General features: G+C 58.0%; 20 protein-coding genes. 2 read left to right on the top strand and 18 right to left on the bottom strand.

The annotated features are described in order from the left end of the window. The first annotated feature begins 53 nt into the window (after positions 1-53). On the top strand, positions 54-1,454 hold the full coding sequence (gene lpdA, locus AC1Q8Q_RS09695) for a dihydrolipoyl dehydrogenase (protein ID WP_020797965.1): 1,401 nt from the start codon (positions 54-56) through the stop codon (positions 1,452-1,454). 109 nt (positions 1,455-1,563) lie between these two features. Here lpdA and AC1Q8Q_RS09690 read toward each other — a convergent pair whose 3' ends face one another. Next, a complete protein-coding gene (locus tag AC1Q8Q_RS09690; RefSeq protein WP_008064568.1) occupies positions 1,564-2,037 on the bottom strand; it encodes an Lrp/AsnC family transcriptional regulator in 474 nt (157 codons plus the stop codon). Between the two features lie 146 nt (positions 2,038-2,183). Here AC1Q8Q_RS09690 and AC1Q8Q_RS09685 point away from each other — a divergent pair, with 146 nt between their 5' ends. Then, positions 2,184-2,813: a LysE family translocator gene (locus tag AC1Q8Q_RS09685; protein WP_168757018.1), complete on the top strand. Its 630-nt coding sequence runs from the start codon at positions 2,184-2,186 to the stop codon at positions 2,811-2,813. A gap of 3 nt (positions 2,814-2,816) precedes the next feature. Here AC1Q8Q_RS09685 and AC1Q8Q_RS09680 read toward each other — a convergent pair whose 3' ends face one another. The 17 genes from AC1Q8Q_RS09680 to AC1Q8Q_RS09600 form a co-directional block, all read right to left on the bottom strand. Beyond that, positions 2,817-4,946, bottom strand: a complete 2,130-nt coding sequence (locus AC1Q8Q_RS09680; protein ID WP_492614997.1) for a hypothetical protein — start codon at positions 4,944-4,946, stop codon at positions 2,817-2,819. Next, positions 4,933-6,129 (bottom strand): DUF3142 domain-containing protein, encoded by a 1,197-nt coding sequence (locus tag AC1Q8Q_RS09675; protein WP_492614996.1) that lies wholly within the window; start codon positions 6,127-6,129, stop codon positions 4,933-4,935. The genes AC1Q8Q_RS09680 and AC1Q8Q_RS09675 overlap by 14 nt, the downstream gene beginning before the upstream one ends. Before the next feature lie 112 nt (positions 6,130-6,241). Then, positions 6,242-8,272: a 2Fe-2S iron-sulfur cluster-binding protein gene (locus AC1Q8Q_RS09670; RefSeq protein WP_492614995.1), complete on the bottom strand. Its 2,031-nt coding sequence runs from the start codon at positions 8,270-8,272 to the stop codon at positions 6,242-6,244. Positions 8,273-8,335: 63 nt separating this feature from the next. Continuing rightward, a complete protein-coding gene (locus AC1Q8Q_RS09665) occupies positions 8,336-8,962 on the bottom strand; it encodes a glutathione S-transferase family protein (RefSeq protein ID WP_168757022.1) in 627 nt (208 codons plus the stop codon). A 131-nt stretch (positions 8,963-9,093) separates the two neighbouring features. Continuing rightward, positions 9,094-9,996, bottom strand: coding sequence for a LysR family transcriptional regulator (locus tag AC1Q8Q_RS09660; protein ID WP_020797972.1), 903 nt, complete (start codon positions 9,994-9,996; stop codon positions 9,094-9,096). Positions 9,997-10,075: 79 nt separating this feature from the next. Further along, positions 10,076-11,908, bottom strand: coding sequence for a glutamine--fructose-6-phosphate transaminase (isomerizing) (glmS, locus tag AC1Q8Q_RS09655; protein WP_020797981.1), 1,833 nt, complete (start codon positions 11,906-11,908; stop codon positions 10,076-10,078). Between the two features lies 1 nt (position 11,909). After that, a complete protein-coding gene (locus tag AC1Q8Q_RS09650; protein WP_020797982.1) occupies positions 11,910-12,686 on the bottom strand; it encodes a DeoR family transcriptional regulator in 777 nt (258 codons plus the stop codon). Positions 12,687-12,889: 203 nt separating this feature from the next. Beyond that, a complete protein-coding gene (gene glmU, locus AC1Q8Q_RS09645) occupies positions 12,890-14,257 on the bottom strand; it encodes a bifunctional UDP-N-acetylglucosamine diphosphorylase/glucosamine-1-phosphate N-acetyltransferase GlmU (RefSeq protein ID WP_168757023.1) in 1,368 nt (455 codons plus the stop codon). A gap of 115 nt (positions 14,258-14,372) precedes the next feature. Then, entirely contained in the window at positions 14,373-14,798 is a 426-nt protein-coding gene (locus tag AC1Q8Q_RS09640) for a F0F1 ATP synthase subunit epsilon (RefSeq protein WP_007969909.1), read from the bottom strand. A 45-nt stretch (positions 14,799-14,843) separates the two neighbouring features. Further along, positions 14,844-16,223 carry a F0F1 ATP synthase subunit beta gene (gene atpD, locus AC1Q8Q_RS09635; RefSeq protein ID WP_020797984.1) on the bottom strand — a complete coding sequence of 460 codons (1,380 nt, stop codon included), beginning with the start codon at positions 16,221-16,223 and terminating at the stop codon, positions 14,844-14,846. Positions 16,224-16,250: 27 nt separating this feature from the next. Beyond that, on the bottom strand, positions 16,251-17,111 hold the full coding sequence (gene atpG / locus AC1Q8Q_RS09630) for a F0F1 ATP synthase subunit gamma (protein WP_008064595.1): 861 nt from the start codon (positions 17,109-17,111) through the stop codon (positions 16,251-16,253). Between the two features lie 50 nt (positions 17,112-17,161). Beyond that, on the bottom strand, positions 17,162-18,706 hold the full coding sequence (atpA, locus tag AC1Q8Q_RS09625) for a F0F1 ATP synthase subunit alpha (protein WP_020797985.1): 1,545 nt from the start codon (positions 18,704-18,706) through the stop codon (positions 17,162-17,164). A gap of 21 nt (positions 18,707-18,727) precedes the next feature. Next, positions 18,728-19,264, bottom strand: a complete 537-nt coding sequence (locus tag AC1Q8Q_RS09620; protein WP_008064599.1) for a F0F1 ATP synthase subunit delta — start codon at positions 19,262-19,264, stop codon at positions 18,728-18,730. Positions 19,265-19,276: 12 nt separating this feature from the next. Then, the gene (locus AC1Q8Q_RS09615; protein ID WP_008064601.1) at positions 19,277-19,747 is read right to left on the bottom strand and encodes a F0F1 ATP synthase subunit B; all 471 of its coding nucleotides are present in this window, start codon (positions 19,745-19,747) and stop codon (positions 19,277-19,279) included. A gap of 58 nt (positions 19,748-19,805) precedes the next feature. Beyond that, entirely contained in the window at positions 19,806-20,063 is a 258-nt protein-coding gene (gene atpE, locus AC1Q8Q_RS09610; protein WP_003097235.1) for a F0F1 ATP synthase subunit C, read from the bottom strand. 134 nt (positions 20,064-20,197) lie between these two features. Beyond that, complete coding sequence (atpB, locus tag AC1Q8Q_RS09605; protein WP_020797986.1) at positions 20,198-21,067, bottom strand: F0F1 ATP synthase subunit A; 870 nt, start codon at positions 21,065-21,067, stop codon at positions 20,198-20,200. 16 nt (positions 21,068-21,083) lie between these two features. After that, on the bottom strand, positions 21,084-21,491 hold the full coding sequence (locus AC1Q8Q_RS09600) for a F0F1 ATP synthase subunit I (protein WP_008064605.1): 408 nt from the start codon (positions 21,489-21,491) through the stop codon (positions 21,084-21,086). Positions 21,492-21,544: the final 53 nt, after the last annotated feature.

Genomic DNA, 21,544 nt, shown 5'->3' with positions numbered 1-21,544 from the left:
TTCAAAGACTACTTTTACCCCTCCCCGTCCGCTTTCAATCCAGGAGTACTTCCATGAGCACCTATGACGTCGTGATACTCGGTGGTGGCCCCGGTGGCTATAACGCAGCGATTCGAGCAGGCCAACTGGGATTGAAGGCGGCGTGCGTAGAAGGACGCGCTACGCTCGGCGGTACCTGCCTGAACGTCGGTTGCATGCCGTCCAAGGCATTGCTGCACGCCTCGGAGCTGTACGATGCAGCCATGGGAGCGGAATTCGCCAACCTTGGGATCGAGGTCAAACCCACGCTCAACCTTGCCCAGATGATGAAACAGAAAGATGAAAGCGTGACCGGGCTGACCAAGGGCATCGAATTTCTCTTCCGCAAAAACAAGGTCGACTGGATCAAGGGTTGGGGCCACATCGACGGGCCGGGCAAAGTCACCGTGACGGATAACGTCGGCGGCAAGACCGAACTGGTTGGCAAAGACATCATCATCGCCACCGGTTCCGAACCCACTCCCCTGCCTGGGGTGGACATCGATAACCAACGCATCCTCGATTCCACCGGCGCACTGTCACTCACAGAAGTGCCGAAGCATCTGGTGGTGATCGGCGCCGGGGTGATTGGGCTGGAGCTTGGTTCCGTCTGGCGGCGCTTGGGGGCTCAAGTGACCGTGGTCGAGTACCTGGACCGGATTTGTCCGGGTGTGGATGGCGAAGCAGGAAAAACCCTGCAACGCTCACTGAGCAAACAGGGCATCAGTTTCAAATTGAGTTCAAAAGTGACCAGCGCCACGACGACCGCAACCGGCGTGCAGCTCAGCGTCGAACCTGCCGCAGGTGGAGCAGCCGAGTCGCTGGAGGCCGATTACGTGCTGGTGGCGATCGGACGTCGGCCTTATACCCAAGGTCTGGGGTTGGAGAACGTCGGCCTCGCCACCGATAAACGCGGCATGCTCGCCAACAAGGGGCACCGTACCGAAGCGGCGGGCGTCTGGGTGATTGGCGACGTCACCTCCGGACCGATGCTTGCCCACAAGGCTGAAGACGAAGCCATGGCCTGCGTCGAACAGATCGTCGGCAAGGCTGGTGAGGTCAATTACGACCTGATCCCCAACGTGATCTACACCAAGCCGGAGCTGGCCAGCGTCGGCAAGACCGAAGAACAGTTGAAGGCCGAAGGTCGCGCATTCAAGGTCGGCAAATTTCCGTTTACCGCCAACAGCCGGGCGAAGATCAATCATGAAACCGAAGGATTCGCCAAAGTGCTGGCCGATGAGCGTACCGACGAAATCCTCGGTGTGCATCTCGTAGGGCCAAGCGTCAGTGAAATGATTGGCGAATATTGCGTGGCCATGGAGTTCAGCGCATCCGCCGAAGACATTGCCCTGACCTGCCATCCTCACCCGACCCGATCCGAAGCCTTGCGCCAGGCCGCGATGAATGTGGAGGGGATGGCGACGCAGATGTAGGCCTCCAGATTTTTGATGGCTGGGCCTTCGCTTCGCGAGCAGGCTCGCTCCCACATTGGAATGCATTCGTATGTGGGAGCGAGCCTGCTCGTGAAAAAGTCTCCTCGGTCTACAGCGGCAAATGCCCCAGCGGCAACGCTCCCGGTGTCTTCACCGTGTGGATCGCAAAGTTGCTGCGGATATCGCTCACCCCTGGCAGCTTCAACAAACACCCCGTGAGAAACCGGTCGTAGGCGCGTAGATCCGGTACCACCACTTGCAACAGAAAGTCCGATTCTCCAGATACCAGAAACGCCGAAATCACCTCCGGCAATGCTGTCACGGCCAAGCGAAAAGATTCAGCCTGTTCATCGTTATGGCGCTCGACTTTTACTCCGACGAACACGGTCAGCCCTAGTCCAACTTCATCGCGATCCAGATTGGCCTGATAACCACGAATCACTCCGGCCTCTTCAAGCATCCGTACCCGGCGCAAACATGGCGAGGCGGACAGACCGATTTCTTCAGCTAACTGCACATTACTCAGCCGACCATCCCGTTGCAGAGCGGCAAGAATCTTGCGGTCGTAGGCATCCAGTTTCATCGTTTGGCATATCCCGCTGGTTGAACCGTTATTTGTTGGCAGGTTATGCCAAAACAGCCACCTTTAGAAGCAAACTACGCAAGCACATGCCCTACTCCCTGGCTCTAGACTGGCACCACTGAATCGACTACGGACAGGGGTACGACATGGCGGGACTCGGGCTATTTTTCATGGCGCTGGCGGTGGTCTATCTGTTACCCGGCCCCGATATGATCCTGCTGCTGCAAACCGGTGCCCGCCAGGGCAAAGGCGCAGCGTTGGCCACGGCCGTCGGCCTGGCGATCGCCCGCGGTTGTCATGTAGTGCTGGCGGCGTTGGGATTGGCGGCATTGTTCAAGGCGGCTCCCTGGACATTCGACGCAGTGCGCCTGGTCGGGGCTGCTTATCTGCTGTGGATCGGTATTCAATGCCTGCGGACGACGATGCTGCCATCCCTGAACGGCCCAGGTACAACAGACGAAAAAACACGCTGGGGCGAAGCGATTCGCCGCGGTCTACTGACCAATCTGCTTAACCCCAAGGCGCTGCTGTTTTGCTCGGTATTGCTGCCGCAGTTCATCGATCCACTCAATGGACCGGTACTCGCGCAGTTTGCGGTCCTGGGCCTGGTGTTGGTCGGTATCGGTTTGCTGTTCGATAGCGCCTATGCGTTGACCGGAGCCGCGCTGGGTCGTTGGCTGCAACGCAGCCCCAGCTTTCAGCGCGTTCAACAATGGCTGTTCGGCAGCCTGTTGATCGGTTTCGCCGTGCGACTGACCTTTGTTCAACAGGCTTGAACCTTATTGCACTTTGCGGCGACGGCGCTTGACCTGCACCAGCGCCACCGCCATGACCAACAACACGCCTCCCATCTGCAGAGCTGTCTTGTACGGTCGCAGGGCCGAGCGGGCAGCATCGGTGGCCTGTGTGACATAGCGCTTGTCTGCACTTTCAAAGTCGGGATACGGGCATTGATGGCCAAAATCCGCTGCCCACTCCACGAATGGTCCCTCTTTGACATATCGCTGGTAGAGCGCACTTTGTTCTTCAAGGCTGCTGTTCCAGCCGGCCGCTTCACACAGCACAGCGGCGAACGCCTGGCTGGTGTGCGGCAGATTGTCGGCTGCACGGCTGGCCAGTGCCGTCGCCACGAAGCGATAGTGGTAGCGCTGATCGGGTTGGGCGGCGCTGGCTCGCTGACGCTTCACTTCGTCCTCGGCTACTAGCGGCCCGACCTTGAGTTCAGCACTCTCAAGGCTGAAGTTGCCCCCGAACGTGGCGTAGTCCGGCGCCATTTCATAACCGAGAATATCCATCCCCCATTCACGTGCGGTCCAGGCGGCATTGAACAGAGCCGCGGCGCGTCGCGTCGGCCACCATGCCGAATCCGCCGCCATACGTTGCTGGCCGTACAGCCTGGCTTTGTGGCGCAAGCCATCGTTATCGAAATAAGCCGGCGCTTGCTCGTAGTGTCCTTCGCGCAACAAACGCCGCCCAAGCAGATTGCGCAGGCTCGCCGCCACCGGCAGAGGCACGTAGTTGTCCACATCGTGCTGGCTGAGTGGTGGCGGTGCCGGTACCTGAGTATCGACGTACTGCTTGAGCTCATCCAACGTCAGTACACGCTCGGCAACAGTGGCCGCGTCCAACCAATAGATGCCTTGGCTGCGGTACAACTGGTCGAACGCCTGCAGATAATCCCCGCGTTGCAGGGCCAGGATCGCGCTTTCGCCTTCGACCCGGCATTTGGGTTGCAGCGTTTCGAAATCGTAATCCGGCGTTCTCCGATCACCCCAAGATTCATTCTGCGGGAAAGCCTTGGCGGCCTTCGCATACGCTGCAGCCGCCGCCGCTTTATCGCCATCGCGCACCGCCAGTTTGGCCCGAAGCCACCAGGCCAGGCCGCCGTCGCCAGCGCGCTCGAGAAAGGCCTTGGCGCTGTTGAAATCGCCCTGTTGATAATTCAACGCGGCCAGGCGGTCCGCATTGTCGAGGCTGCCGCGCGTACTGCTCTGCAACAGCTTGATCAGTTTTTGCTCGTTAGGTGGTTGATCACCGAATGACCAACCCAGTCGGCTGATCAAGGCGGCGGTCACCAGCTGCTGCACAGGCTTGCCCTTGAGCAACCCGGCCAACTGATCCTCGGGCATCGAAGCCAGTTCAGCCATCAACAGCTTCAACGAGGTGTAACCCACTGCCGAACCCTGAAGGTTCTGCGTCGCATAAAGTTCGATCGCCCCGTTCCAGTCACCTGCCGCCCGGGCCACGCGAGCCTCTTCACCGAGACTGGCGACGCCCAGTTCCAGTGGATCACTGAAGCCGTCGATGCTCAGTTGGCGGGTTTGTTCGTAGGCCTTGCGCGATTGTTCCAGCAGGTTGGGGGCGGCGTCGGCCTGCGAACTCATGGCGAACAACGCCCGCCCCAGCGAGTAGGCAGCCCAGGTACTGCGCAATGCCCGTTGATCGGCGGGCAGCGCCAGCACCTTGCGGAAGTATTCGGCGGCCAGCGTTTGATCGCCGGCATTGAACGCTACCGCGCCCGCCAGATACAACTTGAGCTCGGCGGGAAGGTTCGTACCCTGTACTTCAACCTGCCGGGCATCGGCGAGCCCACGCAACTGTTTCACCTGTGCCTGCTGTTCATGGGTCAAACCAACCTGCTCGGCTTGATCCCGCTGTTCAACATGAGCGGAGGCTTCTCCATAGGCTGCGCCAGGGACAAGGGTGGCTGCCGTAACAGGCTTGAGACCGGCAATCGCATGACCGAGGCGGCTCACCTCGAAACTGAAATTGCCCTCCGGTAATTCCGCAAGGGATTGACCTCGATTGTCCAGCAACCGCATGGGGAAATCCGGCCCGCATGCCATGGCTGCCAACGGCAGGCCAAGGCTCAGACAAAGCAAGTGACGAGGCCAGTTACGGGTGAACATTCGAAGCTCCTTGATCAATGATTGCGCAGCGTGCCCAACCGATGGCGCGCTGTCCGCCAGCCGCTATCCGGCCGTCGCGCAGGCGGGTGAAGGTAAGCAGGTTCGGTTCTTGTTGCAACGTATAACCGGCCAGCGCATCGGCCCCCTCACAACCCTGTACCGCCAGCGTCACGCGCTCGGGCCAGGCATTGTCGAGGTTGCCCTCATTGCTGATACCAATGTCATAGAGGCCTTCGTGCTCCGAAAGATTCAGTGCCAGATGACTCTCAAGGACATCTCCACGCGACACGGCGCGCAAGGTCGCCAGGCTCCAGGCTCGACGGTCGTTGGCCAAAGGCAGCCGAAACCAGATCAAACCGGCCATATGAGCCGGCGGGTCTGCGCGCAACCGCGCAGCAAGCTTGCTCAATTGCAGTGGATCAGCCAACAACTCCCGGCGCTTGCCGTTACGCTCAATGGCTACTTCGCTTTCCACGATGGGAGCGCCACCGACACTCGGCAACAACGCGACGCCATAGGCCGGCAAGGCCAGGAAAAAGGGTTTCGAGGTGATACGACTCCAGGCCATTGCCCATTGGCTAGCGAGATCTGAATCGAACAATCCGCGCCGGGGATCGCTCACGGCATGAACCTGTAACACGCTGCTATCGACGGTGGATAACAACACTGGTAACTCTGGACTGTCGAGCCATGCCGGCAATGCAGTGATACTTAAGGCCATGGGCGCTGGCATTGCAGAACGCAGGTGCGCCAGAAACGCGCGATAGGCGGGTAACCGAGCGTTGCCCGCATCGTGGTCGATTTCCACCCCGGCGAGTGTCAGCCCCTTGCCCTGCCAATCGCTAATCAGGCGCTGGATCTGCTCCATGACCTCATCCTGATCCAGCGACTGTAGCTGGCCATCAAGGCGAATCACCGCAATCAGCCGCCGACCATCGCGCTTGAGCAGCGCCGGATCAATCCGCGCGCGACTCCAGCCCGCCTGAGGGAAGGCCTGTAATGCCAGCACCCGCAAGGTGGAAAAGTCGGCGCGACTCTCCCGCAATGCAGCGTCATGCGCCGGGGTCCATTGGCGTTGCCACACATAGAGTTGCTGATCGAGTGGCGGTGCGTCGTGCTGCTCGCAACCACCAAGCAGCGCGAGCGCCGTCAGCGAGACGATCACGCGAGTGAGAAAACCCATGAAAAAACGCCTGTCCCTGAAATGCACAAAGGGCCTTTTTTCGGCCCTTTTTCGTACTACCTACCCTACCCAGCCAACGACCGTCGGGCAATGGCTCCCGCGAGTTGACCCGTTAAAGATCCAGGACCAAAGGCTGCGTGCCTTGAGCCGGAACTGCGCAACAAATCAGCACCTGACCTTCATCCGGTATCTCCGCTGGCAGCTGTGGATAATTGACCTGGCCGCTGATCAGCCGTGTCTTACAGGTGCCGCAGGAGCCGCCGCGGCAACTGAATTCCGGGTGCAATCCGCGACTTTCCGCCAGCTCCAACAGACTGCCGCCATCCGGTTGCCAGCGAGCTTCCTTGGCTGAGCGCTGGAACACCACCGGCACCGAGGTGGTAGCCGCTGGCGGTTGCTCAATGACGATGGCATCGGGGTCAGGCCGACGACGCAACGTCGATGGACCGAAGGTTTCAGCGTGAATCCGCGCATCGCGAATATCCAGTTCGCGCAAGGCGTCGTACAACGCCTGGGTAAAACTGCCGGGGCCGCAAAGCACAAAATCCAGCTGATCGTAGTCCTCGACTTCGAGCAGTTCCGAGAGCCGAGCGACATCGATTCGCCCAGTCACATCGAAGTCCTCGCCCTCCCGTGCCTCCGGCTCCGGTTGACTGAGCAGACGCACCACCCTGATCGCGTCACCGGCATGATCGAGCAAGCGATCCACCTCGGGACGAAATGGCTGATCGGCCAGGGTGCGCGAACTCTGGAAGAACCAGGTCGGCCGGATGTGTCGAGTGCGCAAGCCTTGATAAACCACCTCACGCAGCATCGACAGCAGTGGCGTAATACCCACACCAGCGGCCAATAACACCAGCGGCCGCCGTTCATGGGGCGCAACGGTGAAATGCCCCTGGGGTGCCCTTGCCTCCAACAAGTCACCGACGCGAACCTGGTCATGCAGGTGCGAAGACACCCGACCGTCACGTTTCACACTGATACGGAAAAAGTCATCCGATGGCGCACTCGACAGGCTGTAGGTGCGGATATGGGTTTCACCATCAATGTTGAAGCGCAGCGGTAGATGTTGCCCGGCTTGAAACAACGGCAACCCGACGTCGTCGGCTGGCTCCATATATATCGAACGGATGTGTTGGCTTTCCGCTTCGATCCGCACCACCCGCAGCGGCCGCCATTGATCACCCAAGGTCTTGGCTTGCAAGCGCGCCTTGGCCTGCTCCCATGTCCCCGTGAGCAAACTGGTCGGCGAAACACCGTCAAAGCGCCAGCGCAAACCGAGGGCAGCGGGACGACGAACAACGTGTTCCACGTGGAACATCCACAAACGTTCAGCACCTTGAAATGCCTCTACCTGCGGGCCTTCAAGGATGATTTCGGTGCGCCCACTTAGCTGTAGCAGATCACCGGAATTGAAATCAATGAACAGCAAACCGGCTTTTGGATTGACCCGCAGATTACCCAAGGTATTGAAAAACAGGTTGCCGGCAAAGTCCGGGATGGTCAGGCAGTTCCCTTCCACCCGGACAAAACCAGACTGTCCACCACGGTGTGAAACATCCACCGACCGTACGCCATCGACATCGACGTAACTGGCGACGAAAAAGGTGTCCGCCTCAGCAATCATGGCTTTGGCCGCGTCATCCAATTCATTGAATTGCTGCGCGGGACGTGTTGCCGGATCCGCCAGGGGCACCGAGCGGAACTGCCTCAATTGGATGTACTGCGGGCAATTACCATAGGACTGATCCACCGTCACAGCAAACCCGCTGGTGGTCATTGCGCCAATATGGCCATTAATGCGATTGCGACGCCTGGTGTGCAGTTCAATGCCCAACAGACCGATCGCCGAACCCGCGCCCAGTTGCGCAGGATCATCAGCAGCCGGCAAGCTGCTAAATTGCAATAAACCTGGATCGGGGGAATGTGAGAAACCCGGTTGACCTTCAAGCACACTGGCCCAGGGACGACCATCAGCATCAACCGCGCCGTACAACATGAACGGAAGTTGCTGATAGAAGGTGCGATGTTGATCTGGCATCTGGTCGCGAATCACCCGGCGCCCGAGTACGTCCATTCTTTCACTGACACCGATATGAGCCTGCAACTCTTTCTCGCCAGCATGCCACGGTGAATTATCCATTGCGGCTTCTCCCCTGCGCCATCGGCACAGCGTGAAGGGCCCGACAGAAGTCGGGCGAAAATATCAGGCAGTTTTTTGCAGGCCGGCGACAGTGCGCGGCATGCCGATAAAACCGGGCAAAGCTTCGACCCTCGCCAACCAGCCGCGGATGTTGGCGTAGTCGTCTAGCGAGACGTTGCCTTCCGGTGCATGGGCGATGTAACTGTAGGCAGACACATCGGCGATGGTCGGTTCGCTGCCGGTCAGGAAAGCTGTGTTGGCCAGTTCCTGATCGATCACCTTGAGCACGCTATGAGCGTAAGGAATCACTTCATCAGGATTGTACGGTGCACCAAATACCGTGATCAGCCGTGCCCGGGCGGGCCCGAAGGCGATTGGCCCGGCAGCAACCGACAACCAGCGCTGCACTTTGGCGGCACCGACCGGATCGTCTGGCAGCCAGCGACCTTTACCGTATTTTTTCGCCAGGTAGACCAGAATCGCATTGGAATCCGCCAGTACCACACCTTGATCGTCGAGCACCGGCACTTGGCCAAAAGCGTTGATGGCCAGGAACTCCGGCTTTTTATGCTCGCCCTTTGCCAGGTCGACGAGGACCAGCTCGGTCGGCAGTTGCAGCAGCGAAAGCATCAGTTCCACACGATGCGCGTGGCCGGAACGTGGAAAGTTGTAGAGTTTGATGGCTTGCATGGTCGACTCCGCTGGGCAGTGGCGCTGTCAGGGGAGAGATCAGCACCGATGGCAGCCATCTTCTACCAGTCACGAAAACAACAGAATACCCAGCAAACGCAATCAATTATTTCACCCAGAGAAATAAAGCATCAGTCCCGCAAAGCGAGATGCTCGCGGAGTGCCTTCACCGTAAAGTCGACAAAACTACGAACGCGCGTCGCAGCCTTGTGCCCGCCTTGATAAAGCACATGGATGGGCAAAGGCGGCATTTCGAAATCCGCGAGTACAATTTCAAGCTCACCTGCCGCCACTTTGCTCGCCGACTGATAGGACAGAACCCGGGTAAAACCCAGTCCAAGCCCGGCCGCGGTGATCGCTGCTTGATTCGCCGTTACTGTCAGACGCGGTTCTACCCGGACACTCAGTGGCTCGCCTCGCTCGAGAAAGGGCCAGTGCTTCAACTGTCCAATCGCGGACGTCGCAATAATCGGCGCCTGAGCCAGTTCTTGTGGATGTTTTGGCCGACCATGGATACCCAGAAATTGCGGCGATGCACAGATCACTCGCCGCACTTCGCCCACCCGAATCGCATGCTGGTTGCTGTCAGGCAACTCACCGATGCGGATGGCCACATCGACCCCTTCCTCGACGATACTCACCACCCGATCCACCAGCAGCGCATTGATCGTCACGTCAGGAAACTGCGTGAGAAAACTCACCATCAGCGGAGTGATGAACAACTCACCGAACAAAACTGGCGCCGTAATCGTCAGATGCCCACGGGGCTGGACGTGACTGCCTGCCGCGGAATCCTCAGCTTCCTGCACTTCAGCCAGAATTCTTCGACAGTCTTCCAGATATCGCTGCCCCGCCTCGCTCAAATAAACACTGCGCGTAGTGCGCGTGAGCAACTGCGTGCCAATGCGCTTCTCCAACGCCGCCACCGCCCGGGTAACGCTGGCGGCGGACAAACCCAAACGCCGCGCTGCTGCGGAAAAGCCCTGGTCCTGGGCGACGGCGGCGAAGACCTGCATTTCCTGGAAGCGGTCCATGGGTGAGTCCTCGATTCAGATAAAAAAAATCGCAACCAAGTGGCTGCGATTTTTTAAGGTTCGATCAGCTGTGGATAACTTATTCCACAGTCACCGATTTCGCCAGGTTGCGTGGTTGATCGACGTCAGTGCCTTTGAGCACAGCCACGTAGTACGACAGCAACTGCAGCGGGATGGTGTAGAGGATTGGCGACAGGATGTCGTGGATGTGCGGCATGTGCACAACGTGCGTGCCTTCACCATTGGTCATGCCAGCCTTCTCATCTGCGAAAACGATCAGTTGGCCACCCCGGGCGCGGACTTCCTGGAGGTTGGACTTCAGTTTCTCCAGCAGCTCGTTGTTTGGCGCTACGGTCACCACTGGCATGTCGTTATCCACAAGCGCCAGCGGGCCGTGCTTCAGCTCGCCAGCCGGGTAGGCTTCGGCGTGGATGTAGGAAATTTCCTTGAGCTTGAGGGCCCCTTCCATCGCGACCGGGAACTGTGCGCCACGCCCCAGGAACAGGGTGTGGTTCTTCTCGGCGAACAGTTCAGCAATTTTCTCCACGGTGCTGTCCATCGCCAGCGCTTCACCCAGGCGGGTTGGCAAGCGACGCAGTTCTTCGACCAGTGTCGCTTCAACGCCTTTGGCCAACGATCCGTGAACCTGGCCCAGGGACAGGGTCAGTAACAGCAGACCCACCAATTGCGTAGTGAAGGCTTTGGTAGACGCCACGCCGATTTCGCGGCCTGCCTGGGTCAGCAGGGTCAGGTCGGATTCACGCACCAGAGAGCTGATGCCGACGTTGCAGATCGCCAGGCTGGCGAGGAAACCCAGTTCCTTGGCATTGCGCAACGCAGCCAGGGTGTCGGCGGTTTCGCCGGACTGAGAGATGGTCACGAACAGGGTGTCGGGTTGCACCACGACTTTACGGTAGCGGAACTCGCTGGCAACTTCGACTTGGCAGGGGATGCCGGCCAGTTCTTCGAGCCAGTAACGCGCAACCATGCCGGCGTGATAGCTGGTGCCGCAGGCAACGATCTGCACATTGCGCACTTTGGCGAACAGTTCAGCGGCCTGTGGACCGAAAGCCTGTACCAGCACGCCGTTCGGGCTCAAACGACCTTCCAGGGTGCGCTGCACCACGGACGGTTGCTCGTGGATTTCCTTGAGCATGAAATGGCGGAACTCACCTTTTTCAGCCGCTTCGGCGCCATCTCGATACTGCACGGTTTCACGCTCGACAGCCTTGCCGCTGACATCCCAGATCTGCACGCTGTCGCGGCGAATTTCGGCGATATCACCCTCTTCCAGGTACATGAAACGGTCAGTCACCTGACGCAGTGCCAATTGGTCGGACGCCAGGAAGTTCTCACCCAGGCCCAGGCCGATCACCAGCGGGCTGCCACTGCGGGCTGCCACCAGGCGATCAGGTTGCTTCGCGCTGATGACTGCCAGGCCATAAGCACCGTGCAGTTCCTTTACTGTTGCCTTGAGGGCCTCGGCCAGGTCAGGAAGGTCCTTGAGTTTGTGGTTCAGCAGGTGGGCGATGACTTCGGTGTCAGTGTCTGAAGTGAAAACGTAACCCAGAGACTTGAGTTGTTCACGCAGGGCTTCATGGTTTTCGATAATGCCGTTGTGCACCACGGCCAGATCGCCAGAGAAGTGCGGATGCGCGTTGCGTTCGCACGGTGCACCGTGAGTAGCCCAGCGAGTGTGGGCAATACCCAGACGACCAACCAGTGCTTCTTCGGCCAAGGCCTGCTCGAGTTCGCTGACCTTGCCCGGGCGACGCGCGCGCTCGAGCTTCTGATCGTTGGTGTACACCGCCACGCCGGCGCTGTCATACCCACGGTATTCCAGGCGCTTGAGGCCCTCGACCAGGATGGCGGTGATGTTACGTTCTGCAACTGCGCCGACAATTCCACACATGTTATTTCTCCTGACTGACAGCCGCGCAAATCAAAGTGATACCGCGGGCTTGAATCTGATCCCGCGCTTCGAGCGACAGGCGATCATCGGTAATGAGGGTATGGATGCTGCTCCAGGGCAGTTCCAGGTTGGGAATCTTGCGGCCGATCTTGTCGGCCTCCACCATCACGACCACTTCACGGGCGACTTCGGCCATCACTCGGCTAAGTCCCAGCAGTTCGTTGAAGGTGGTTGTACCGCGGACCAGATCAATACCATCGGCGCCGATGAACAATTGATCGAAGTCGTAGGAGCGTAGTACCTGCTCGGCGACCTGCCCCTGAAAGGACTCGGAATGCGGGTCCCAGGTGCCGCCGGTCATCAACAGCACCGGCTCATGCTCGAGTTCGCTCAAGGCATTGGCGACGTGAAGGGAGTTGGTCATCACCACGAGGCCCGGTTGCTGCCCCAGTTCCGGAATCATCGATGCGGTGGTGCTGCCGCTGTCGATGATGATGCGTGCGTGTTCGCGAATCCGTGCAACAGCTGCGCGGGCAATGGCCTGCTTGTACCTGGAGACCGGTTGACTCAGGTCGGCCACTAATTCCTGAGGCAAGGTGATGGCGCCGCCATAACGACGTAGCAGCAGACCGTTGCTTTCAAGTGCGGCCAGATCCTTGCGAATCGTAACTTCAGAGGTTTCGAAGCGCTTTGCCAATTCATCCACACTGACTTCGCCCTGCTCGTTGAGCAAGGCCAGGATGTTGTGGCGCCGTTGAGGTGTGTTGCGCTTCGACATGACTTGATAAGTTTCGATTCGAAAGATAACGGAAGCAATCAAAACCTATCGAGGAAATTTCGTCAAGCGCGGATCGATCAAAAGACTCTGTGGATAAAATAATTAACAGCAAGCCCCCTGAAGTAAGCGAGGCCAGCCGGTTAATATTATTAACAGCCATTTTGCTGTGAATAACTTCCAAAAAACACCGAGGTGTGGATAACTTAGCTCTTCTTGAGCTTCTCTGGTCGCTTCCAACCGTCGATGTTCTTCTGGCGAGCACGGGCTACTGCCAACTGCGCTTTATCCACAGTAGAGGTAATAGTCGAACCGGCAGCCGTAGTCGCACCAGACAAGATATCCACAGGTGCCACCAACGAGTTGTTGGAACCGATGAACACGTCTTCGCCCAGCACCGTTTTCCACTTGTTGGCGCCATCGTAGTTACAGGTAATGGTGCCCGCACCGATGTTGGTGCGTGCGCCCACTTCGGCATCGCCAAGGTAGGTCAAATGGCCAGCCTTGGCACCTTCGCCCAGGTGAGCATTTTTCAACTCGACAAAGTTACCCACATGCGCCCGCGCTTCGAGCACAGTGCCTGGACGCAAACGCGCGAACGGACCGGCATCGCTGCCTTCACCGAGAATCGCCCCTTCGATATGGCTGTTGGCCTTGATCACGACGCCTTTACGCAAGGTGCTGTCCTTGATCACGCAGTTCGGGCCAATGACCACGTCGTCTTCAATGACGACGTTACCTTCGAGGATCACATTGATATCGATCAGCACGTCGCGACCCACACTGATATCACCCCGGACATCGAAACGGGCCGGGTCGCGCAGGGTCACGCCTTGAGCCATCAAGCGACGGCCGGCGCGCAGCTGATAATGACGCTCAAGATCGGAAAGCTGCTTGCGGTCGTTGGCGCCCTGCACTTCCATGGCGTCGTGGGGCTGTTCGGTGGCCACCACCAGACCGTCGCGGACTGCCATTTCAATCACGTCGGTCAAGTAGTACTCGCCCTGCGCGTTGTTGTTCGACAGGCGACCCGTCCAGTCGGCCAGGCGATCGGCCGGAACCGCGAGGATCCCGGTATTGCCTTCCTTGATGGCGCGCTGGGCTTCGTTGGCGTCCTTGTGCTCGACGATGGCAGAGACCTTTCCATCATTGCCGCGAACGATGCGGCCGTAACCGGTTGCGTCATCCAGTTCGACGGTAAGCAGGCCCATCTGCCCAGGCATTACCAGCTTGAGCAAACGCTGCAGGGTTTCGATTTCAATCAAGGGCACATCACCGTAAAGCACCAGCACGGTGTCGGACTTGATGAAAGGAACGGCCTGGGCCACGGCATGACCGGTACCCAATTGTTTGTCCTGGAGGACGAAGTTCAGATCGTCAGCGGCCAAGCGCTCGCGTACCACATCGGCACCATGGCCAATCACCACGTGAATGCGCTGTGGATCAAGTTGTCGGGCGCTGTGGATAACATGGCCGAGCATGGAATTGCCGGCAATCGGGTGCAAGACCTTTGGCAGGGCCGAACGCATGCGGGTGCCCTGCCCAGCAGCGAGGATAACGATTTCAAGAGACATGACTGGCTACCAATCCTGGGTGGTCAGCGGCTGCGACCAACGTGATGAATATCGGGAAAATAAAAAAGGGTAGCCGAGGCTACCCTTTTTAATCAATCACACAACAAGCGCTGCCTTAGTGGCCGAACTTCTTGCGGATCTGCTGGACGGTACGCAGCTGGGCTGCGGCCTCGGCCAGACGTGCGGCAGCGGAACCGTAATCGAACTCCGCGCCCCGCTCATGCAAGGCCTTTTCGGCAGCCTTGACGGCTTCCTGAGCGGAAGCTTCGTCCAGGTCGGCAGCACGTTGCACGGTGTCGGCAAGAACCTTGACCATGTTCGGCTGAACCTCGAGGAAACCACCGGAGATGTAGTACACCTCCTCTTCCCCGCCCTGCTTGACCAGGCGGATCGGACCTGGCTTCAGATTAGTGATCAGCGGCGCGTGACCCAGGGCGATACCAAGATCACCCAGTGCACCGTGCGCAATCACCATCTCGACCAGACCGGAAAAGATTTCCCCTTCCGCGCTGACGATATCGCAATGGACTGTCATAGCCATCTGATTGCCTCAACCTAAATTAGCGCCCGTTTCCGGGCGCCGGGATTACAGTTTCTTGGCTTTCTCGATCGCTTCTTCGATGCCGCCAACCATGTAGAACGCTTGTTCTGGCAGGTGGTCGTAGTCACCGTTGAGGATGCCTTTGAAGCCAGCAATGGTGTCTTTCAGGGAAACGTATTTACCCGATGCACCGGTGAAGACTTCAGCCACGAAGAACGGCTGCGACAAGAAACGCTGGATCTTACGAGCACGGTTTACCAACTGCTTGTCGGCTTCCGACAGCTCGTCCATACCCAGGATCGCAATGATGTCCTTCAGTTCTTTGTAACGCTGCAGAACGTACTGGACGCCGCGAGCGGTGTCGTAGTGGTCCTGGCCGATAACGTTCGGGTCCAGCTGGCGCGAAGTCGAGTCCAGTGGGTCTACCGCTGGGTAGATACCCAGGGAAGCGATGTCACGGGACAGAACGACGGTGGCGTCCAAGTGGGCGAAGGTGGTCGCTGGCGACGGGTCGGTCAAGTCGTCCGCAGGTACGTATACCGCTTGGATCGAAGTGATCGAACCTTCCTTGGTCGAAGTGATACGTTCTTGCAGAACGCCCATCTCTTCAGCCAGGGTCGGCTGGTAACCTACTGCCGAAGGCATACGGCCCAGCAGTGCGGATACTTCAGTACCGGCCAGGGTGTAACGATAGATGTTGTCGACGAACAGCAGAACGTCGTTACCTTCGTCACGGAACTTCTCGGCCATGGTCAGGCCGGTCAGTGCTACGCGCAGACGGTTACCCGGCGGCTCGTTCATCTGACCGTAAACCAGTGCCACTTTGTCCAGAACGTTGGAGTCCTTCATCTCGTGGTAGAAGTCGTTACCCTCACGAGTACGCTCACCCACACCGGCGAACACGGAATAACCGCTGTGCTCGATGGCGATGTTACGGATCAGTTCCATCATGTTTACGGTTTTGCCTACACCGGCACCACCGAACAGACCAACTTTACCACCCTTGGCGAACGGGCAAACCAGGTCGATAACCTTGATGCCGGTTTCCAGCAGGTCGTTGCCGCCTGCTTGTTCAGCGAACGAAGGCGCTGCACGGTGGATACCCCAACGCTCGTCGGTGGCGATTGGGCCAGCTTCGTCGATCGGGTTGCCCAGTACGTCCATGATCCGGCCCAGGGTCGCTTTACCGACCGGTACGGAGATGGCTGCGCCAGAGTCGGTCACTTCCAGACCGCGCTTCAAGCCCTCGGTGGAACCCATCGCAATGGTACGAACCACGCCGTCGCCCAGCTGCTGCTGAACTTCCAGGGTGGTTTCAGCCGCGCTCACTACTTTCAGCGCGTTGTAGATGCTCGGTACGCTGTCGCGTGGAAATTCCACGTCGATAACGGCGCCGATGATTTGAACGATACGTCCGCTACTCATAGCTGGATCCTCTGAATATTTGAACCGTTAAACCGCGGCAGCGCCGCCGACGATTTCCGAGATCTCTTGGGTGATCGCAGCCTGACGCGCCTTGTTGTAGACCAGCTGCAAATCGCTGATCAAATCACCGGCGTTGTCGGTAGCGTTCTTCATCGCGATCATCCGCGCAGCTTGTTCAGCCGCGTTGTTCTCGACCACCGCCTGGTAGACTTGCGACTCAACGTAGCGGACCATCAAGCCGTCAAGCAGCTCTTTGGCATCCGGTTCGTAGAGATAGTCCCAGTGGTGCTTGAGGTCCTGATCCGGGGTTGCCACCAGTGGAATCAATTGCTCCACGGTAGGCTGTTGCGTCATGGTGTTGATGAACTTGTTGGAAACCACGGACAGGCGGTCAATACGGCCGTCCAGGTAGGCATCCAGCATCACTTTGACGCTACCGATCAAGTCGTTGATCGACGGCTCTTCACCCAGGTGGCTGATAGCTGCTACGACGTTGCCGCCGAAGTTGCGGAAAAAGGCCGCACCCTTGCTACCCACTACACACAGATCAATCTCGACGCCTTTCTCGCGGTTTACCGCCATGTCCTTGACCAGGGCCTTGAACAGGTTGGTGTTCAAGCCACCGCACAGACCACGGTCACTGCTCACTACGACATAACCAACACGCTTGATTTCGCGGTCGATCATGAACGGGTGGCGGTATTCCGGGTTGGCGTTGGCCAGATGCCCAATAACCTGGCGGATGCGCTCCGCATAAGGACGGCTAGCAGCCATGCGCATTTGTGCCTTGCGCATTTTGCTGACCGCCACTTTTTCCATGGCGCTGGTAATTTTTTGCGTGCTTTTGATGCTCGCAATCTTACTGCGAATCTCTTTTGCGCCTGCCATGTAACACCTATCAGGTTAGCAAGCGGGAGCCTTGCGGCTCCCGCTGCGGCTTACCAGGTTTGGGTGGCCTTGAACTTCTCGATACCGGCTTTCATGCCAGCGTCGATATCGTCATTGAAGTCACCCTTCACGTTGATCTTCGCCATCAATTCGGCGTGATCGCGGTTGAAGTAAGCAATCAGCGCTTGTTCAAAGCTGCCGACCTTGGCGATTTCGACGTCAGTCAGGAACCCACGCTCAGCGGCATACAGCGACAACGCCATGTCAGCGATCGACATTGGGGCGTATTGCTTCTGCTTCATCAGCTCGGTAACGCGCTGACCATGCTCAAGTTGCTTACGGGTCGCTTCGTCCAGGTCAGAAGCGAACTGGGCGAATGCCGCCAGTTCACGGTACTGAGCCAGAGCGGTACGGATACCACCGGACAGCTTCTTGATGATCTTGGTCTGAGCGGCACCACCCACACGGGATACCGAAACACCGGCGTTCACTGCAGGACGGATGCCCGAGTTGAACATGGCCGATTCCAGGAAGATCTGACCGTCGGTGATGGAAATCACGTTGGTCGGAACGAACGCGGAAACGTCGCCAGCCTGGGTTTCGATGATCGGCAGTGCGGTCAGGGAACCGGTTTTGCCGGTCACTGCGCCGTTGGTGAACTTCTCTACGTACTCTTCCGAAACGCGGGATGCGCGCTCCAGCAGACGGGAGTGGAGATAGAACACGTCGCCTGGGTAAGCTTCACGGCCTGGTGGACGGCGCAGCAGCAGGGAAATCTGGCGGTAAGCCACTGCTTGCTTGGACAGATCGTCATAAACGATCAGCGCGTCTTCACCGCGGTCGCGGAAGAATTCACCCATGGTGCAACCGGAGTACGGTGCCAGGAATTGCAGCGCAGGAGATTCCGAAGCACTGGCAGCCACGATGATCGTGTTGGCCAGGGCGCCGTTTTCTTCCAGCTTGCGAACCACGTTGGCGATGGTCGATTGCTTCTGACCAATGGCTACGTATACGCAGAAAATGCCGCTGTTCTTCTGGTTGATGATCGCGTCGATCGCCAGAGCGGTTTTACCGATCTGACGGTCACCGATGATCAGCTCACGCTGGCCACGGCCGACAGGGATCATGGCATCGACAGCCTTGTAGCCAGTCTGTACAGGCTGGTCTACCGACTTACGCCAGATCACGCCTGGAGCAACTTTCTCGACCGCGTCGGTCTCGGTGTTGCCCAGTGGACCTTTGCCGTCAACAGGGTTACCCAGTGCGTCGACTACGCGACCCAGCAGTTCCTTACCAACTGGAACTTCGAGGATGCGGCCGGTGCACTTGGCGCTCATGCCTTCAGCCAGAGACTGGTATGCGCCCAAAACAACGGCACCTACGGAGTCTTGCTCCAGGTTGAGGGCCATACCGTAGACGCCGCCCGGAAACTCGATCATCTCGCCGTACATGACGTCGGCCAGACCGTGAATCCGCACGATGCCGTCAGATACGCTGACGACAGTGCCTTCGTTACGGGCTTGGGAGGTCACATCGAGCTTGTCGATGCGGCCCTTGATAATTTCACTTATTTCGGAAGGATTGAGTTGCTGCATTGCTCTGCTGCCCCTTCAAACTCAAGATTTCAATGCTTCGGCAAGTTTCGCGATTTTGCCGCGAATCGAGCCATCGATAACCAGGTCGCCGGCGCGGATTACGACACCACCTATCAGGGCGGCATCCTCCGCAACTTGCAGGCGCACTTCCCGGTTGAGTCGTGCACTGAGAACCTTGGCGAGTTTGTCTTGCTGTTCTTGGTTCAATGCAAATGCACTGGTCACTTCAACGTCTACCGACTTCTCTTGCTCGGCCTTGTACAGGTCGAACAGAGCGGAAATCTCCGGCAACAGCGGGAGACGGTCGTTTTCGGCAACGACGTTGATGAAATTCTGTGCCTTGGCATCGAACTTGTCGCCGCACACGTCAATGAACGTGGCGGCCTTTTCTGCGCTCGTCAGTCGCGGGGCCTTGAGCACGCGCTGCAGGGTATCGTCTTGCGATACCGCTGCTGCCAGGCCGAGCATGGCTGACCAATTGGCCAGTTGCTGGTGGGCCTGAGCGTGCTCGAAGGCCGCCTTAGCGTAAGGTCGGGCCAACGTGGTCAGTTCTGCCATGATCGCCCTCGCTTAGATTTCAGCAGCCAGTTGGTTAACCAGCTCTGCGTGCGCGTTTTGATCGATTGTGGCACCCAGGATCTTCTCGGCGCCGCCGACTGCCAGCAAGCCCACTTGGGCACGCAGCGCGTCTTTGACACTGTTCAGTTCCTGTTCGATCTCGGCCTGAGCCTGAACCTTCACACGGTCAGCGTCGATACGGGCTTTTTCAACAGCCTCTTCAACAATCTGATTACCGCGTTTCTTGGCTTGCTCGATGATTTCAGCTGCCTGAGCTTTCGCTTCGCGCAGTTGCTGACCCGCTTTCTCTTGGGCCAACTCCAGGTCGCGAGCTGCACGGCTGGCAGCGTCCAGACCATCAGCGATCTTCTTTTGACGTTCGTGCAATGCCGCAATGACCGGAGGCCATACGAACTTCATGCAGAACAGTACAAAAATCAGGAACGCAACGGACTGGCCAATCAGGGTCGCATTAATGTTCACGCCAACACCTCGCAGTTACGTTGTCCATCACACCAAATTACCCGGAAGATCCGAGTAATCAGCCAGCGATTTGACCAACGAACGGGTTCGCAAAGGTGAAGAACAGAGCGATACCAACACCGATCATGGTTACGGCGTCGAGCAGACCGGCAACGATGAACATTTTAACTTGCAGCATTGGAACCATTTCTGGCTGACGCGCTGCGCCTTCCAGGAACTTGCCACCCAACAGGCCGAAACCAATTGCGGTACCCAGTGCGCCCAGGCCGATCAACAGTGCAACAGCGATAGCGGTTAGACCAACTACAGTTTCCATCTTTCCTCCCGACTTTTACGTCGTATGGTTTAGGTTTTTTTAATTTAAAGCGGTAAAACAAATCGTTTCAGATGCCCCGTGAGGAGCACCCTCCCGTTTGACCAGGAGGGACATCAGACTAGTCGAGACTGGTCTTAATGGTTTTCTTCGTGCGCCATCGACAGGTAAACAATGGTCAGCATCATGAAGATGAACGCCTGCAGGGTAATGATCAGGATGTGGAACACAGCCCACGCCCACTGCAGAACAACGCCCAGGCCACTAAGCCAGAGCAGGCCGCTGCCGAACATCACAGCGATCAGAATGAACACCAGTTCGCCGGCATACATGTTGCCGAACAGACGCAGGGCCAGGGAGATCGGCTTGGCGATCAGGGTCACGAATTCCAGCAGGAAGTTCACCGGGATCAGCAGGGCCTGAACGAAGATGTTCTTGCTGCCGAACGGGTGCAGGGTCAGCTCGCCGATGAAACCGCCGAGGCCCTTGACCTTGATGCTATAGAAAATGATCAGTGCGAAAACCGAGAACGCCATGCCCAGGGTCGCGTTCGGGTCGGTCGTCGACACGGCGCGGAACGGGATGTGGGAGTCGCCGGAGATCAGGATGGCCAGCTGAGGAATCCAGTCGACCGGTACCAGGTCGACGGCGTTCATCAGGAACACCCAGACGAAGATGGTCAGTGCCAGCGGTGCAATCACCGGGCTACGGCCATGGAAGCTGTCTTTCACGCTGCCATCGACGAATTCGACCAATACTTCAACGAAGTTCTGCAAAGCACCTGGTTGCCCGGAAGTCGCTTTCTTTGCCGCCATGCGGAAAAGAAGAACGAAGATCAGACCCAATGCGACCGACCAGCCGAGGGTATCGACGTGGAAAGCCCAGAAGCCCATTTCCTTGGCTTCTGCTGCGGTGTGGGCAAAGCCCCAGCCGCCGGTAGGGTGCTGACCGAAGGTCAGGTTCTGCAAGTGGTGCTGGATATAGCCCGAAGCGGTTGTTTCTGCCATGGTTGCCTCAAACGCCCTAAGGTCTCGAAAGTCTTGTTCTCATCAGCAGGGGAGCGAACCAGCTGACTGACTGAGTCAGCACGAAGACACCGAATACTGCAATCGGTGCCAGTGGCTTCACACCTGCGAACACCAGTGCAAACAGCACTGCCGTCAAAATCAGTTTGCCTGCCTCGCCGGCATAAAAAGACCGGACGATGGACTGGGCTGCTCGGGCGCCGGAAAACCGAAATGCCCTGTGAGCAAAATAAACATTGGGCAGCAAGGCTATCAGGCCTCCGCAAAGTCCCGAGTACCCGGCAACGACTCCATGCCATTGCCAGAGCGCCAAAGCAGCAATCAGCAAAACGACAAATTGAGCCATTAACACCGGAAAAACTGCCAGGCGATGGAAGGGCAAGCGGTTTGGCGTGCGGGTTTCCATCACTATTGCTCTCCAATGGTCGGCTGCCAGAATTCAATAACTTGGCATAATTT

It is taken from the genome of Pseudomonas sp. GW823-FHT06B06 (assembly GCF_058795195.1).
The sequence above is the reverse complement of the archived record's forward strand: the minus strand, read 5'-3'. Positions and strand labels throughout refer to the sequence as shown.

Bases quoted from the DNA above. Each gene is read 5' to 3' on its own strand.
- lpdA (WP_020797965.1), top strand. From the start codon at position 54: ATGAGCACCTATGACGTCGTGATACTCGGTGGTGGCCCCGGTGGCTAT.
- AC1Q8Q_RS09690 (WP_008064568.1), bottom strand. From the start codon at position 2,037: ATGAAACTGGATGCCTACGACCGCAAGATTCTTGCCGCTCTGCAACGG.
- AC1Q8Q_RS09685 (WP_168757018.1), top strand. From the start codon at position 2,184: ATGGCGGGACTCGGGCTATTTTTCATGGCGCTGGCGGTGGTCTATCTG.
- AC1Q8Q_RS09680 (WP_492614997.1), bottom strand. From the start codon at position 4,946: ATGTTCACCCGTAACTGGCCTCGTCACTTGCTTTGTCTGAGCCTTGGC.
- AC1Q8Q_RS09675 (WP_492614996.1), bottom strand. From the start codon at position 6,129: ATGGGTTTTCTCACTCGCGTGATCGTCTCGCTGACGGCGCTCGCGCTG.
- AC1Q8Q_RS09670 (WP_492614995.1), bottom strand. From the start codon at position 8,272: ATGGATAATTCACCGTGGCATGCTGGCGAGAAAGAGTTGCAGGCTCAT.
- AC1Q8Q_RS09665 (WP_168757022.1), bottom strand. From the start codon at position 8,962: ATGCAAGCCATCAAACTCTACAACTTTCCACGTTCCGGCCACGCGCAT.
- AC1Q8Q_RS09660 (WP_020797972.1), bottom strand. From the start codon at position 9,996: ATGGACCGCTTCCAGGAAATGCAGGTCTTCGCCGCCGTCGCCCAGGAC.
- glmS (WP_020797981.1), bottom strand. From the start codon at position 11,908: ATGTGTGGAATTGTCGGCGCAGTTGCAGAACGTAACATCACCGCCATC.
- AC1Q8Q_RS09650 (WP_020797982.1), bottom strand. From the start codon at position 12,686: ATGTCGAAGCGCAACACACCTCAACGGCGCCACAACATCCTGGCCTTG.
- glmU (WP_168757023.1), bottom strand. From the start codon at position 14,257: ATGTCTCTTGAAATCGTTATCCTCGCTGCTGGGCAGGGCACCCGCATG.
- AC1Q8Q_RS09640 (WP_007969909.1), bottom strand. From the start codon at position 14,798: ATGGCTATGACAGTCCATTGCGATATCGTCAGCGCGGAAGGGGAAATC.
- atpD (WP_020797984.1), bottom strand. From the start codon at position 16,223: ATGAGTAGCGGACGTATCGTTCAAATCATCGGCGCCGTTATCGACGTG.
- atpG (WP_008064595.1), bottom strand. From the start codon at position 17,111: ATGGCAGGCGCAAAAGAGATTCGCAGTAAGATTGCGAGCATCAAAAGC.
- atpA (WP_020797985.1), bottom strand. From the start codon at position 18,706: ATGCAGCAACTCAATCCTTCCGAAATAAGTGAAATTATCAAGGGCCGC.
- AC1Q8Q_RS09620 (WP_008064599.1), bottom strand. From the start codon at position 19,264: ATGGCAGAACTGACCACGTTGGCCCGACCTTACGCTAAGGCGGCCTTC.
- atpE (WP_003097235.1), bottom strand. From the start codon at position 20,063: ATGGAAACTGTAGTTGGTCTAACCGCTATCGCTGTTGCACTGTTGATC.
- atpB (WP_020797986.1), bottom strand. From the start codon at position 21,067: ATGGCAGAAACAACCGCTTCGGGCTATATCCAGCACCACTTGCAGAAC.
- AC1Q8Q_RS09600 (WP_008064605.1), bottom strand. From the start codon at position 21,491: ATGGAAACCCGCACGCCAAACCGCTTGCCCTTCCATCGCCTGGCAGTT.